Origin of the sequence: Methanosarcina sp. UBA289, assembly GCA_002496565.1 — an archaeon.
Lineage (GTDB): Archaea > Halobacteriota > Methanosarcinia > Methanosarcinales > Methanosarcinaceae > Methanosarcina.
Genome location: DAKJ01000009.1, coordinates 40,827 through 54,021 on the forward strand (window position 1 = coordinate 40,827; position 13,195 = coordinate 54,021).

The following is a 13,195-nucleotide window of genomic DNA, read 5'->3' on the forward strand; positions in this document are numbered from 1 at the left end:
CCGTAGAGACTTAATTTTTCCTTCTGCAAAGTCTTAGAGTATGGCAGCGTAGACTTCCTCCCCCTGCAAGAAGGGCATCCGGGTGGAAAGGAATAATCTCAATGCCTTCCTTTTCAAGATTTTTCCTGGTTTTCAGATCAAATGCAATATCGTAATGAAAAATGGACCCGCCTTCAAGAGGAACAAAAGAACAGGCTAGGCGACGTTGCTCAGAATCCGAAACAGGAATAATTTCCACTCCTTTTTCTCTCATGAAAGATTTAAAATCGATTTTTTCTCTTGAATCTTCCGTAAAAAGGCAGGTCTCCTCAAAGGCAGGTAGATAAGCAAGGGCAAGGTCTTCTCTTATTCTGTTGAAAACAGTATCAGGATGCATGTATCGTCTGGCTTTCGGGACCCGGACGTAAATAACCTCACTAAATTCGTTTTGAATATTTGAAATAAATTTTCTTATAAAAGGGTAAGTATGCCTTTCAGTGTCAGCTACAAAGACCGTTTCTTTTGAGAGCAGAAGGCAGCCCTCGAAAAAACCCTGGCCTCCATTGAATTCGCTGAGAATAGGAATTCCCAGATTCTTCAGGGCTTCCTTTACAACAATTTCTTCTTTCTCTCTGGCAGGCGGGCGCATTCTTGAGAGAATAGCCCCTTTTTCGGAGATAGCTGCGACATCATGCAGAAAAGTAAGATTTGGCATCCTCTTCATTAGAGCTGTATTGTCGTTCACATAATCTTCAAGTTCATAGATCCTGACGCCGTTTGATTCGAGCAGCTCCTGATAGCCTCTATGCTCTTTGATATACCCGGAAATTTCAGGAACCTTATCATATAGCCAGTATTTATAGTTCGATTCGTTGAGTAGAGAAAGTTCTTCCCCAGGAGTATGCATCAGTACGCTTTTCAGCCTTCCAAATTCCTCGCACCCGTAAGCGATACCTTGCCCTGCTTTTTCGGCGCCATCCAGTTCATCTATCTCGCAACCCATACTCTGAACCTCCCTTTTTATCCATGTCACTCTCATATGCGTTTTTTTGCAAGGATTATAACATTTGCCCGGTCTTCACTAAGGAAGGCCTTGAGAAGCTCAAATCCACAAATCTCCAGGAAAGCTGTAATCTGGTCATATGTATATTTATAAGTAAAACCCATACGGATGACATCTCCTTCCCTGAAGCCTATGGTTTCTGCCCCGATTGTGATTTCAGTATCCTTCAGAATATACACGCTTTTCCTGGTTCGGCATACTTCCCCTATACTTGAGTTCACATGCGCAAGCAAGAGTTCAAAATCGAAATCGTCAGGGGCCATTCCGTACTGAAGTAGAGGATACATATTGAAGATGGCATTCTCTCTTGACGCATATGTCCCCATTACGGATTTCCTTGCGGATTGTGCTTCCTGGTCTTCAGCAGGGAGCAGGTTTGCATCAAAGAAAAAAAAGTCTCCCTGCTCAAGATTTTCACGGACTAGCTGAAGAATGAATTCTGGCTCGTAATTACAAAAGGTATTTCCCAAGATACAAAAAAGAACCGGCAGACGCCAGTTCTTTTTAAGAATTGCCATATCTTCTATGAAACCAACTATTCCTGTCTTTTCGATAGGCAGGTTTTTAACCTTTTCAAGGGCGAGATCCACAAATTCACTGTTTATATCGATAGGGTAATAGCGTATAGACACTTTTCCTGAAGCTTGATTTTCAGCCAGGTTTTTTCTAACGAGGGCTTCGAGGAAAATCCTCTCCTTTTCCCCGGTTCCCACCCCCATACTTACGAGATTCATGCCTGTCGGAATAAATCGAACTATTGATTCAAGATTTTTCTCCAGCATGCCTTTAAGCTGCCGGGCTACGGGAAATGTCTCAGTCCCATCAAGTTTCAGCCAGTTTTTTGCTCCGCCGGCACCTGTGTAAAGGAGATAATCAGGTAGTTCATGGTTTTTCAGGCACTCACAGAGTTTTTCTTCTAGACTCTTCTCACCGGTAATTACTATTTTTTCCTTATTTTCCGAAACCTACCCAAAATTCACTTTTCCTATCCTGTCCAATTTCTCACCTGACCCCCGAATCATTCAACAGCAGCTACCTGTCATTTCTTCCAGCTTATCACTCAGGCCCCGTTTATTACCCCTTCTACCATTTATTTGAAACACTGCTGACACTCCATTCTGAGGGCTTCGAGTGGGTCGACACCATTGTTTACTCCTACACTGTAGGCGTATCCACGGCAGCCTATACACTCTTCCAGATGTTTGCAGTTCCCACACCTGCCTTCGAGTACTTTATCGATGTTTCGAACATATGTGAAAAGATCGGAGTCATAAATCTCCCGAAGGTTCATTTTATTTATGTTGTAGGGATACTCCCCTTTAATTCTAAGCGCAGGATGTTCGTCAAGCTTCGTAGGCGCGCAGGGCCGAACATTTCCATCGATATTGATATACAAGCTGTATAGGTGCTGAAGGCAACCGCTTGCAGTAATTGGTGTGTAGGGCAGCCAGTCATACCCGTAATATCTTCGATCTATTTCCAGCAGTTTTAATTTGTATTCCTTTATCTCTTCAGCAGTCAGCAGCTTATCCTCAAGTTCGTCATTTGCCCTGCCTGTCGGCGTTAGAATTTCCATATTAGGAAAAATATTGTTTTGCCTGCAGAAATGCCAGATCTCCTCAATTTCTTCAAGATTCATTTTATTACTGACGAAAGAGACTCCCAGACGGAGTTCTCCAGGCACTGTCGGTTTTGAAAATCCTGCTTTAACAAGGTTTTCAAGTCCCTTGTTGATCAGTTCTGATGACCCTTCTCTTCCTGCAAGATAATCCTGGATTTCAGGCTTAAGGGAATCAAGCTTTCCCATTACTGAGGCATTGTGCTCGTATAGGAAACCTGCAAGTTCCTCTGTCATCAAAACCGTATTCGAAAAAAGCATGGGAATTATTCCCAGGGAATCGATATAGGCTATTAGATCCCTGAAATCCGGATACAAAGTTGGCTCTCCTCCCCCGATCACAACCACAGACTTGATCCCTAGTCCTTTTGCTTCCGAAATAATACGTTTGAGATTATTAAAATCGGCTATTTTTGCCGAATCCTCTCCACTCTGTGCATAGCAGTAGCGACAGCGGAGATTGCAAGATTTGTTCGTTTCAAGGCGTATGGCTAAAAGCCTGTTTGAGTTTCTGGCTTCATGGGCTTCCTGTGCCCCGTACATATAACCTTTCAGTATCGGAGGCGGGGAAAACAGGTTCAATGCGCCAGAATCTTTTTGTTTTTCTCCCAACATATTAAAAGATATAGATTCGACTGCTTATCAAGTTACAAGAAACTAAGTGATACTTTCAGGCACAGAAGGTTGATTTTATCCAGAGTTACCACTCTTTTTATTAAGCTTATTATAGCTATCAGCCTTATTCTATTTCTGGATGTTTGAGGAAATCCAGGTTACAAAAGCCCTGAATAAAATAAAAGTAACAAGCAGACTTGCGCTACCATACTCATGGGATTTGAATATTTACAGGGGATGTGAACACGGTTGCCACTATTGTTATGCAATGTATTCTCACCGTTATTTGGAAAAAGAAGTAAATTATTTTCCAGAAAAAAAATCCCCAGTGGGAAAGGACTGTACTTTCTTTCAGAGAATCTGCGTAAAAACAAATATCGACGAAGCACTTGAAAAACAGCTTGAAGCACGAAGCTGGAAAAAGAAAGTAATTAATCTAGGCGGGGTATGTGATAGTTATCAGCCTGCAGAAGCAAATTATGGACTGATGCGCAAAGTTCTGGCTCTGATGATAGAGTACAAAAATCCGATTACTATATCTACAAAATCGGACCTTATTCTCCGAGATTTTGATCTTCTTACAGAGCTTGCTGAGATCACATATGTAAATATCGCGGTAACGGTTACAACAATGGATGAGAATTTAAGCGCTCAATTGGAACCCCTGGCTCCGCCTCCTGAAAAACGGTTTTCAGTCCTGAGTGCGTTTAAAGATACAGCGGCTGTTACCGGACTTCATATGATGCCAATTCTTCCCTTTCTTACCGATAGCCTTCAGAACCTAGAGCAAATTCTTTCTCTTGCAGCCAAATGTGAATTAGATTATGTTCTTCCTGGCATTCTTTACCTCAGGGGCGAGACCAGAAAGCATTTTTTCAATTTACTTGAACTTGAATTTCCCGAAATTGTAGACCCTTACCTCAAAATGTATGCAAAAGGAGGAGCTGATAGAATCTATAAAAATGAACTTTACAGAGTGTTCAGCTCTCTTATGGAAAAGTACCATCTGTCCTGGGACTATGTGAAACCCATGCAGGCAAAATTATCCAGTTCAAAGCAGTTCAAATTAACGGATTTTTTAGGAAACGATCTTTGATTTTTTGCGTAAATCCTAAAGTGTTAACTGTACCTTCCGATGTTAACCTGATTACTACTTTCCTCTAGCTTTTTTGTAGAATTGGATAATGTATAGCCTGCGCCAGTACAAGGAGAATCTGATTTCAGGTGATAATCATGTTTATTCCTGTTTACAAAGAGGGGATTTACATAGATATCAGAGGTTGAGTTTGCATTTTTATAATTTCCTCCCACATTATTGTATAGGCAGTTATTTTCCATCACAATGGTATGTGTTGAAGGTAGGTAATTGATCACCCCATATCCTGTTCCATCAGGGTCTTTTGTGCGATTCTGGGTATCTACAATTATGTTGTTACGGACGATTGTTGTGAATCCTGTACCTTGAGGTGAAAGATCAACGGAATTACCTGCGCTTGTGGAAGAAGGATACATCTGGATAATTGCTGCATGATACAAATTATCAAACACATTATTCTCAATAAGGGTATCATAAAATCCACTTGTTACAATACCTCCTACCCAGTCAATACTTGGGTTCGTACCAGTGCTATAGAAGATATTATTGTGAATGTGAACATTCTGTGCCTCTTCCTTGGGATAAGACTCTCCGTAACCTATCAGCCAGATTCCAGGGCCATAAGTGTGATGAATGGTGTTATTGTATACTTCTACATCGTTAACGACACCTGTCGTTTTCTCAATCAGAATTGCGGAGCCACCTGCACTCCAGTGGTAAAAGGAGTCTATTACGTTATCATAGAATTTTACATAATTGGAATTCCAGACTCGAAGCCCACCGTTAGTTCTGCAAGTTATTCTGTTTTTCCAGGCTTCTACATTCTGGCAATCAATAGCATAAAAACCGTCATGTCCTAATTTGTACACTTTATTATTGTAAAACTTAATATTCGAACTTCTCTCGACTCTTAAACCATCACCATGTCCGTCATGAAGATACATACCATGAACATCTATATTTTGAGAGTCAAGGAAACTGATCATATTGTAGTATCCTTGCCCTTTCATTTTATCTTCATTCTTGTCATGGTTTCCGTTAATTTCAAATCCCTTTATAGTGACTCTATCGACTCCGGAACTGTCCATCTGAGTAATCAGAGGTTTATTACTTGGCCAGTCTGCGTTGTCTTTGAGTTTTATTACAGCATTATGATCTCCTTCTAAGATCGTATTATTTCCAATTAAAATACTATCAGAGATGACATATGTATTTGGACCTTTCAAGTAAACGGTTGAAAACTGTGGATTTTCTGCAGCATATTTAAGAGCTTGATTTATCTCTATCTGATCGTCAATCCCATCAGAGGTAAAGTCTCCACTTCCATCGCTAGCTACATACACAGCCTTATTTGATGGCTTAGGAGGAAGATTGGACTCTATGGCATAGAAAATGAACATACTCAACGCAACCAAGAGTATAAGAACTACAATGTAAAGTCCTATTTTTTTCCAGTTTTGTTGTAAGTATCTCTGATATTTTTTATCCATTTTATTCCTTACATTTTATTATAAGCTTAGATATTTAGGACTTACGCGCTTGAAACACAAAATGGAGCACAGCAGACATTCTAGATAAATTTATAAACTAGATGGGTGAAAATCTAAAGCTATTGATTTCTCAACTGACCACATAATTTTCAAGATTAGAAAATTCTATGAATAAATCCTGACAGGGATTGAGGGTTCAGGCCATCTATTACGTTTTTGATGCCATCGTGGAGATCTGGGCATATAGTCAGCGCTTTATTTGAAGCAACAATAGTGCCGTCCGAATCCCTTATAATTGCCTCGATTTCTGAAAAATTCGACTCTCCACCGAAAATACTATATCTTTTAGTAAATATTGTTATTAGACAGTAAAAAATATTTTAGAATTGAGCATTATGATCATGATATTCCATGCTATAGTATACTTTAGCCCATTGAAATTTCAGGAAGTTCAGATAGCTCAATTTCATATTATGGGGGAACAATAATAGATGGAGCTCTCTTTACTGGCAAACGTTGACATACTTCTTGGATTTGCTATTTTAATTCTTACTATTTTCTACAGATTTCAGTTTCCTCCTGTATTGGGCTTTCTTGTGACCGGAATGCTGATTGGTCCATATGGACTTGGGATTCTAAACGTAGGGGAGAACGTAGAACTGAATGCGGATCTCGGTGTAGTCTTTCTACTTTTTACGATCGGAGTTGATCTTTCCTTAAAAGAACTCTGGAAAATGAAAAAGGCTTTATTTCTGGGTGGAACTCTCCAGATTCTCTTAACTACGTTTCTAGTCCTCATTGTATGTTCATATCTAGGTTTCAGCTCCGCCACCTCTGCCTTTCTTGGTTTCTTAATTTCTCTTAGCAGTACTGCAATAGTACTTAAAGTCCTTCAGGACAGAAATGAAGTTTATACACAGCATGGGAAAACTTCACTTGCAATTCTAATATTTCAGGATCTTGCTATCGTTCCCTTAATTCTTATTACTCCATTATTGGCTGGAGATTCGCTAAATTTTGAGGGTTCACTTTCAACCGTTTTTCTAAAAGGCTCACTAATCATTCTGGTTTTTATTCTGAGTGCTAAATTCCTGGTTCCCTGTATATTCTACCATGTGGGCAGAACAGGAAATAAAGAGTTATTCCTTGTTAGTGTTGTATTTATATGCCTATCTACGGCTCTCCTTACCTCGAGTATTGGGCTGTCTCTTGCCCTTGGAGCTTTTTTAGCCGGGATTGTCATATCCGGTTCCCAGTATAGCCAGCAGGCAATGGGAAATATCATGCCTTTGAAAGACATGTTCATGAGCTTCTTTTTTGTGTCTGTAGGCATGCTCCTGAACACCGGATATTTGCTTGACCATCTCCCTACCCTTATTCTTGCTTCTATTGCCTTAATAATTATAAAAACGGTTGCAGGAGCAATCGTGCCCTTAATTTTAGGCTACCCATTACGTACAACTATATTGACCGGACTCGCACTATCTCAGATAGGAGAATTCTCTTTTGTTCTTTCCAGATTGGGGGTGGAATATTCTCTCCTAACAGAAGAGATGTATCAGGCGTTCCTTGCAGTTGCTATCATTACTATGGGAGTTACTCCCTTTTTGATCAGTGCTTCCTACAAGCCTGCCGAGTTCATTATTAAAAAGGTTTCAGGCACAACCTATGGCATGAAACTGATACACGGTTTATATTCGGAACCTATTAAAGAAGAAGAACAGGCCGAGCCTGAAATGAAAGACCACTTAATAGTCGTAGGCTTCGGTTTTTCTGGAAGAACAGTCTCTAAGGCTGCAAAAGCAGCAGGCATCCCTTATATCATTGTAGAAGCAAACCCTGAAACTGTTCAGCAGGAAAAACAGAAAGGGGAAAAAATCCACTATGGAGATGCAACATTTGAGGCTGTACTAGAACATGCAGGTGTCAAGAATGCGAGAGTTCTAATCATTGGAATCTCGGATGCGGCCGCCACCGGAAAAATAGTAGAAATTGCAAAACAATTGAATCCGAACGTCTGCATCATCGCAAAAGTACGGGATCTACAGGAAATGAAACGCCTCAATGCCTTAGGCGCGGATGAAATAATCCCAGAGGAATACGAAACCTCAGTAGAAATCTTTGTCCGCATGCTGGAAAAATATCTGGTCCCGAGAGAGGATATTGAAAAACTCGTAAACGATATGCGTGCTAATGGTTACAGGATGCTGCGGAAATTATCCGGTAATACATGTACTGATAGCGAATTCAGTATAAAGGATGGGCTTCAGGGAATTGAGATTCAAGTCCTTAAAGTAACGTGTGGCTCAAGTTTCGATGGAAAAACCCTGGCAGACCTGAATTTCAGAAAAAAACACGGAGTGACAGTACTTTCAGTTCGCAGAGGATCAGATCTGATCTACACTCCAGAAGGCAATTTCATTCTTCAGGCAAAAGATGCCTGTATCCTTCTTGGAAAGCCTGAGGATCTTTGTAGTATCAGAAGGTTCTTTGAAGGTGTTCACGGATAGCATTATTTTCCCGAATTAATTTCCGTGTATTCTGTGCATATGCAATAAAAATATATCCCATGTTCCTGACTTTTTCCCATGCGTCAGATAATTCTCGCGTCTGCATCTCCAAGGAGAAAAGAACTGCTTAAACAACTTATAGGAGAGAACTTTCTGGTCCATGCCAGTTCCTATAGGGAATCTCCTTACCCTGGTCTGCACCCTGAAGAGATTCTCTTAAAGCACTCCGCCGAAAAAGCCAGAGACGTGGCTAAACATTTTAATTCCGGACTTGTAATTTCGGCTGATACCTCGGTGCTATTTAATGGAAAACTTCTGGGAAAGCCCCAATATTCTGGTAAGGCAGAAGAAATGCTTGAAATGCTAAGCGGACAGAGATTCAGTGTTATAACCGGTCTTACAGTCCTTGACCTTGACAGTGGTACGGAAATCAGCGAACTGGAATCCACGACGGTCTGGATGGATGAAATAAGCAAAGAACAGGTTTCAGCTTATATCAGGACAGGAGAACCCCTTGATAAGGCAGGAGCTTTTGCTATTCAGGGGAAAGGGGCAGTCTTTGTGGAAAAAATAGAGGGAGATTTTTTTAATGTCGTGGGCCTTCCTCTTTTCCGGCTTGGGAAGATCCTGGAAAAAGTTGGAGTATCTATATTTGAGGAAGATTTCTCCTAAAGTATCTTATTTTCAAGCCTCGAAATATTTGACTGCGCTGGATGGGACCTTTATTAAGCTTTCCCTAGGGAAGGTTGCGATCAAAGCTTTTTTTAAGGCTTGCGGCGAAAGTAATAAAGCATCTCTGAACAATTAGGTAACAATAAAGGATTTGAATAACTCTAAAATGTAAATTAAACAGATTAATCAGATTTAGTCTCATTTTTACCAAGTATTTTAACAAATATTTCAGTACTTAAATCTCCAGAGGTGTTCCGGATGCTCCAGGTTTATAATACTCTTACAAGAAAGAAAGAGGTTTTCAAGCCTTTAAAGGAAGGCGAAGTCTCGATTTACGCCTGCGGGCCTACAGTTTACAATATGCCGCATATAGGTAACTATCGTACCTTCCTGATGACAGATAATATTGTGAGAACTCTTGAGTACCTCGGATATAGAGTAAGGCTTGTAATGAACATTACTGATATAGATGACAAAACTATAAGGGATTCAAAAGCAGCCGGAATGTCACTTAAGGATTTTACGGATAAATATACGGAAGAGTTCTTTAAAGGCCTTGATATGCTGAACATAAAAAGAGCCTCAACTTACCCGAGAGCTACGGAAAATGTTGACAGCATGATTGAACTTACACAAAAACTAATGGACAAGGGATTTGCCTACGAAAAAGGCGGTTCGGTCTATTACAGAATTTCAGCATTTCCGGATTATGGCAAACTTTCAAAAATTGATTTTGATAACATTATAATTGGCGCGTCAGTGGACTTGGATGAATACGATAAAGATAATCCCCGAGATTTTGCTCTTCTGAAAGCTTCAACCCCTGAAGAAATTGAAAGGGGAATTTACTATGAGAGCCCATGGGGGAAAATCCGTCCGGGCTGGCATATAGAATGCTCGGTGATGGCTATGAACTGCTTTGGGCCAACGCTGGATATGCATCTAGGTGGAGTGGATCTTATATTCCCTCATCATGAAAACGAGATTGCGCAGTCTGAAGGAGCAACAGGAAAACCGTTTGCATGCAACTGGATTCACGGAGAACACCTGATAGTTGAAGGAGAGAAAATGAGCAAATCCAAAGGAAACGTCTTCACACTTCCAGAGATTGTCGAGAAGTACGGTGGAGAAGTTGTGCGCTTTATGTTTCTCTCAGTTCACTACCGTAAAAAGCTTGATTATTCCGATGCCTTTGCAGAAAACGCGAAGAATAACTATCTGCGACTTAAGGAAACGCTAGAGAATCTTGAGTTTAGCCTGGAAAGCGCAGAAGATACAGCTTATCCAGAAGACGATGAAATTCTTAAAATACTTCCTGAACTTGAAATGCAGTTCAGAGAAGCTCTTGAGGACGACTTCAATACCCCAAAAGCTCTGAATGTTTTCAAGGAGCTTTCCCGTACAGCTAACAAGTACCTTGAATCTGGGAAAAATCGACAGGTCCTTGAGAAGCTCTATTCCCTTTACAGGCAGTTTTCGAATGTTCTGGGCCTTTTTGCCGAATCGGGAAAAAAGAAAATCCCCGAGGAAGTGATGAGACTTGTTGAAGAACGTGAAGCTGCCAGGAAACAGAAAAATTGGGCAATTTCAGACGCTATCAGAGAAAAAATAAAATCTCTAGGCTATATTGTACAGGATACGAAAGAAGGGCCAAATATAAAAGAATCTGAAGAAAGTTAATAAGACGTTTAAGGTCTAAAAAGGTCTAAATTTCATTAAGTTGAATCCTTAAAACGTCAATAATTATTTATCCATATATATACATTTTATTTACGTTAATCTATTCTCACTTAGGGCCGCATTCTCTTTTTCTGTGAGGTGCGCCCGTATTCGCCTATGGGGGGGCAGTTTCTGGATAAAGTAACTGTTGATGAAAAGGTTGTTGAGAATTCAGGCAGGAGTGCCTTAAAAGCAGGGCTTATTTTAGCCGAACTGGGACATGCTCCAGGTACAATAAAAAAATTTACACTCGTATCTCCAAAAGCCCTAGAAGAGAAATCTACAGAATCGCTTGATAATGCAATGCTCATGATCAAGGAGATCTCTAAAAAAGTTGTAGACAATCTGGAAGAAACTCCTGCTGAGTTCAGGCCATCTCAGGTAGAGCTGACCTTTAACTTGCTCTTGACTATGAGTGGAAAAGCAGTTATCACTAAATCGGAAAATGAGAAAAACCTGAAAGTAATGTTAACTTGGAAGGACAAAAGAGAGGAGACTGAGAAGGAAATCCCTGAAAAGTAAAGTTAAAGCTCGAGCTATACAGTTTATAAATCCTCTAATATAAGTGAATTGATTCAAAGAGAGGATTTTCTTAATCTAGTATTCACTTCTCGGTGACCAAGATTTTCGTATATCACTAACTCTAGATTCACTTCTCGGTAATCAAGATATTAATTTATTGGTAACTAATCACCTATTGGATCTTTCAGTTAAATCCTGTAGTTTTATTTAATTATCTGCATGGTTTCTAAAAGGAAAAAATAAGTATGATCTGAAGCAAATAAAAAGTGGTAGGTGGTATGAAATCCAAACTTCTTGTTTTGTTGCTTGCTATTTCGCTTGTTGCAAACGCTTACTTTGTCATGTTTGAAGAGCAGCCCTCATTTGAGGAAGGTCAGCTCCGGGAAATGCAGACTCGAATCAGCTCCCTTGAAGCGGAAAATAAAAAACTTAAGATGCAGATAAACCAGGAAAACAAGTTGCTTCAGTCTTTTGAAAATGGCTCTCAAATATGTCCTGCAGGAATTGAAGGTTTTGCTATTCTCCAAGGCCCTGCGGTTTTCCAGAAAGTCGAGCTTGAGAGGGCAGGTCCCTTTATCCAGAGAAGTGTTTCTGAGGAAGGAGCCTTGCTCAATATCTCAGTTGAGATCAGGCCCGGAAAAGGCCGCGTGCTCGTTCAGACAACCCCTCTTATGGGCGTGGTCTTCCAGGATGCTGCAAACACCGCTGTTTCAGTTGCTGAAAACAAAACCGGTAGACAAATGTCAAGCAGTGATATTATCTTCAGTATTACTGCTCCGGGTGAAACCCCGGGAGTAGATGGTCCCAGCGCAGGAGCTCTTATGACCTTGCTTACGATTTCAGCCATTAATAATGCCGAACTCAACAAGAGTATAACCCTTACAGGCACGATTGATGATGAAGGCAATATCGGTCAGATAGGTGGAGTTCTGGAAAAAGCGCAGGCATCAAAAGCTGGGGGCAAAACCCTTTTCCTTATCCCGAGAGAAAATAGTGAACTTGTTACATATCATCGTGTAGAAAGGAAGCTTGGCGGTTTTACTGTTATTGAGCAGGAACCGAAAACCGTAGATGCTAAAATGTATATAGAAAAAGAGGTTGGAATCAACGTCGAATATGTGGACACAATTGATGATGTACTTAAGTATGAAAAAATCAACGTGTGAATTTTTAATGTAAGTTGGATTGTAACTTGGGTTCTTTTTCGGGGATTTTTTCCCCTGGAATTTACTTTTGTCGGCGCTAAAAATTGACTTTTTGCGGTTTTGAGAACTCAGCCTGACTGTGAAGGATGGTCTGCCTGAAATATTACTGATTTCCAAGCTTTTTAACCATTTTGTAATATCTTAAGCTTTGTCCATTTTTAACTGGGATCACGTCTTCGGCCTGTGTTTCATAGCCAAGAGCCCTGTAGAAAGGATATGCTACAAGTGAGGCATCCAGATCCATAATCCGAACTCCTTTTTCCACGGCTTTTTCTTCAAGCCTGTACATGATTTTCTTCCCAAGCCCCATGTTCTGGTATTTCGGTTTTACAAAGACTCTTCTGGCGTTTGAACCGAAAAGAGTGCCTGTTCCTATAAATTCTTCTTCTGAAGCCAGGATCAGACAATGCCCTTCCAGTATATCATTAACGATATTCGCTCGATTGTGATAATCTTTGAAGTAATCAATTGCTTCCTGCGGGTAAACACGGAAATAGCAGGTATCAATGGTCTCATTTATTAATTTTCTCAACGAGTCCGCATCTTGAGGTTCAGCTATTCTAATTATCATTTCTTCAGCCACTTTATCCCCATCTGGCTTTTATATTTAGGAAATATCTTTTGATTACTTTTGGAGTATTTAAATTTTTTTAAGTCTATCGACTCTTTATCCCTCTTTATTGACTCTTTATTGATTCTTAGGCCA

11 protein-coding genes are annotated in these 13,195 nt (G+C 40.3%); 6 read left to right on the plus strand and 5 right to left on the minus strand.

What is annotated here, in order from left to right; all coding sequences use genetic code 11:
* Positions 1-10 precede the first annotated feature (10 nt).
* From BP549_RS03020 to BP549_RS03030, 3 genes are all read right to left on the minus strand, one after another.
* Positions 11-982, minus strand: a complete 972-nt coding sequence (locus tag BP549_RS03020; RefSeq protein ID WP_292372387.1) for a dimethylarginine dimethylaminohydrolase family protein — start codon at positions 980-982, stop codon at positions 11-13.
* Positions 983-1,014: 32 nt separating this feature from the next.
* Entirely contained in the window at positions 1,015-1,986 is a 972-nt protein-coding gene (locus tag BP549_RS03025) for an L-histidine N(alpha)-methyltransferase (protein ID WP_349682329.1), read from the minus strand.
* 146 nt (positions 1,987-2,132) lie between these two features.
* Entirely contained in the window at positions 2,133-3,275 is a 1,143-nt protein-coding gene (locus BP549_RS03030; RefSeq protein WP_292378029.1) for a radical SAM protein, read from the minus strand.
* 139 nt (positions 3,276-3,414) lie between these two features.
* Here BP549_RS03030 and BP549_RS03035 point away from each other — a divergent pair, with 139 nt between their 5' ends.
* Complete coding sequence (locus BP549_RS03035; RefSeq protein WP_292378030.1) at positions 3,415-4,371, plus strand: SPL family radical SAM protein; 957 nt, start codon at positions 3,415-3,417, stop codon at positions 4,369-4,371.
* Positions 4,372-4,394: 23 nt separating this feature from the next.
* On the opposite strand, the gene BP549_RS03040 is transcribed toward BP549_RS03035, so the two are convergent.
* Positions 4,395-5,861, minus strand: coding sequence for a right-handed parallel beta-helix repeat-containing protein (locus BP549_RS03040; protein ID WP_292378033.1), 1,467 nt, complete (start codon positions 5,859-5,861; stop codon positions 4,395-4,397).
* Between the two features lie 491 nt (positions 5,862-6,352).
* Between BP549_RS03040 and BP549_RS03045 the strand changes: the two genes are divergently transcribed.
* From BP549_RS03045 to BP549_RS03065, 5 genes are all read left to right on the plus strand, one after another.
* The gene (locus BP549_RS03045; RefSeq protein WP_292378034.1) at positions 6,353-8,371 is read left to right on the plus strand and encodes a monovalent cation:proton antiporter family protein; all 2,019 of its coding nucleotides are present in this window, start codon (positions 6,353-6,355) and stop codon (positions 8,369-8,371) included.
* 78 nt (positions 8,372-8,449) lie between these two features.
* Complete coding sequence (locus BP549_RS03050; RefSeq protein WP_292378035.1) at positions 8,450-9,043, plus strand: Maf family nucleotide pyrophosphatase; 594 nt, start codon at positions 8,450-8,452, stop codon at positions 9,041-9,043.
* A 258-nt stretch (positions 9,044-9,301) separates the two neighbouring features.
* Positions 9,302-10,723 (plus strand): cysteine--tRNA ligase, encoded by a 1,422-nt coding sequence (cysS, locus tag BP549_RS03055; RefSeq protein WP_292378037.1) that lies wholly within the window; start codon positions 9,302-9,304, stop codon positions 10,721-10,723.
* A gap of 156 nt (positions 10,724-10,879) precedes the next feature.
* A complete protein-coding gene (locus tag BP549_RS03060) occupies positions 10,880-11,284 on the plus strand; it encodes a CU044_2847 family protein (protein WP_292378039.1) in 405 nt (134 codons plus the stop codon).
* A 278-nt stretch (positions 11,285-11,562) separates the two neighbouring features.
* A complete protein-coding gene (locus BP549_RS03065; protein WP_292378040.1) occupies positions 11,563-12,450 on the plus strand; it encodes a S16 family serine protease in 888 nt (295 codons plus the stop codon).
* A 142-nt stretch (positions 12,451-12,592) separates the two neighbouring features.
* On the opposite strand, the gene BP549_RS03070 is transcribed toward BP549_RS03065, so the two are convergent.
* Positions 12,593-13,072 (minus strand): GNAT family N-acetyltransferase, encoded by a 480-nt coding sequence (locus BP549_RS03070; RefSeq protein ID WP_292378042.1) that lies wholly within the window; start codon positions 13,070-13,072, stop codon positions 12,593-12,595.
* Positions 13,073-13,195 lie beyond the last annotated feature (123 nt).

Excerpts from the sequence above, each read along its gene's own strand:
- BP549_RS03020 (WP_292372387.1), bottom strand. The coding sequence starts at position 982 with ATGGGTTGCGAGATAGATGAACTGGATGGCGCCGAAAAAGCAGGGCAA.
- BP549_RS03030 (WP_292378029.1), bottom strand. The coding sequence starts at position 3,275 with ATGTTGGGAGAAAAACAAAAAGATTCTGGCGCATTGAACCTGTTTTCC.
- BP549_RS03035 (WP_292378030.1), top strand. The coding sequence starts at position 3,415 with ATGTTTGAGGAAATCCAGGTTACAAAAGCCCTGAATAAAATAAAAGTA.
- BP549_RS03040 (WP_292378033.1), bottom strand. The coding sequence starts at position 5,861 with ATGGATAAAAAATATCAGAGATACTTACAACAAAACTGGAAAAAAATA.
- BP549_RS03045 (WP_292378034.1), top strand. The coding sequence starts at position 6,353 with ATGGAGCTCTCTTTACTGGCAAACGTTGACATACTTCTTGGATTTGCT.
- BP549_RS03050 (WP_292378035.1), top strand. The coding sequence starts at position 8,450 with ATGCGTCAGATAATTCTCGCGTCTGCATCTCCAAGGAGAAAAGAACTG.
- cysS (WP_292378037.1), top strand. The coding sequence starts at position 9,302 with ATGCTCCAGGTTTATAATACTCTTACAAGAAAGAAAGAGGTTTTCAAG.
- BP549_RS03060 (WP_292378039.1), top strand. The coding sequence starts at position 10,880 with ATGGGGGGGCAGTTTCTGGATAAAGTAACTGTTGATGAAAAGGTTGTT.
- BP549_RS03065 (WP_292378040.1), top strand. The coding sequence starts at position 11,563 with ATGAAATCCAAACTTCTTGTTTTGTTGCTTGCTATTTCGCTTGTTGCA.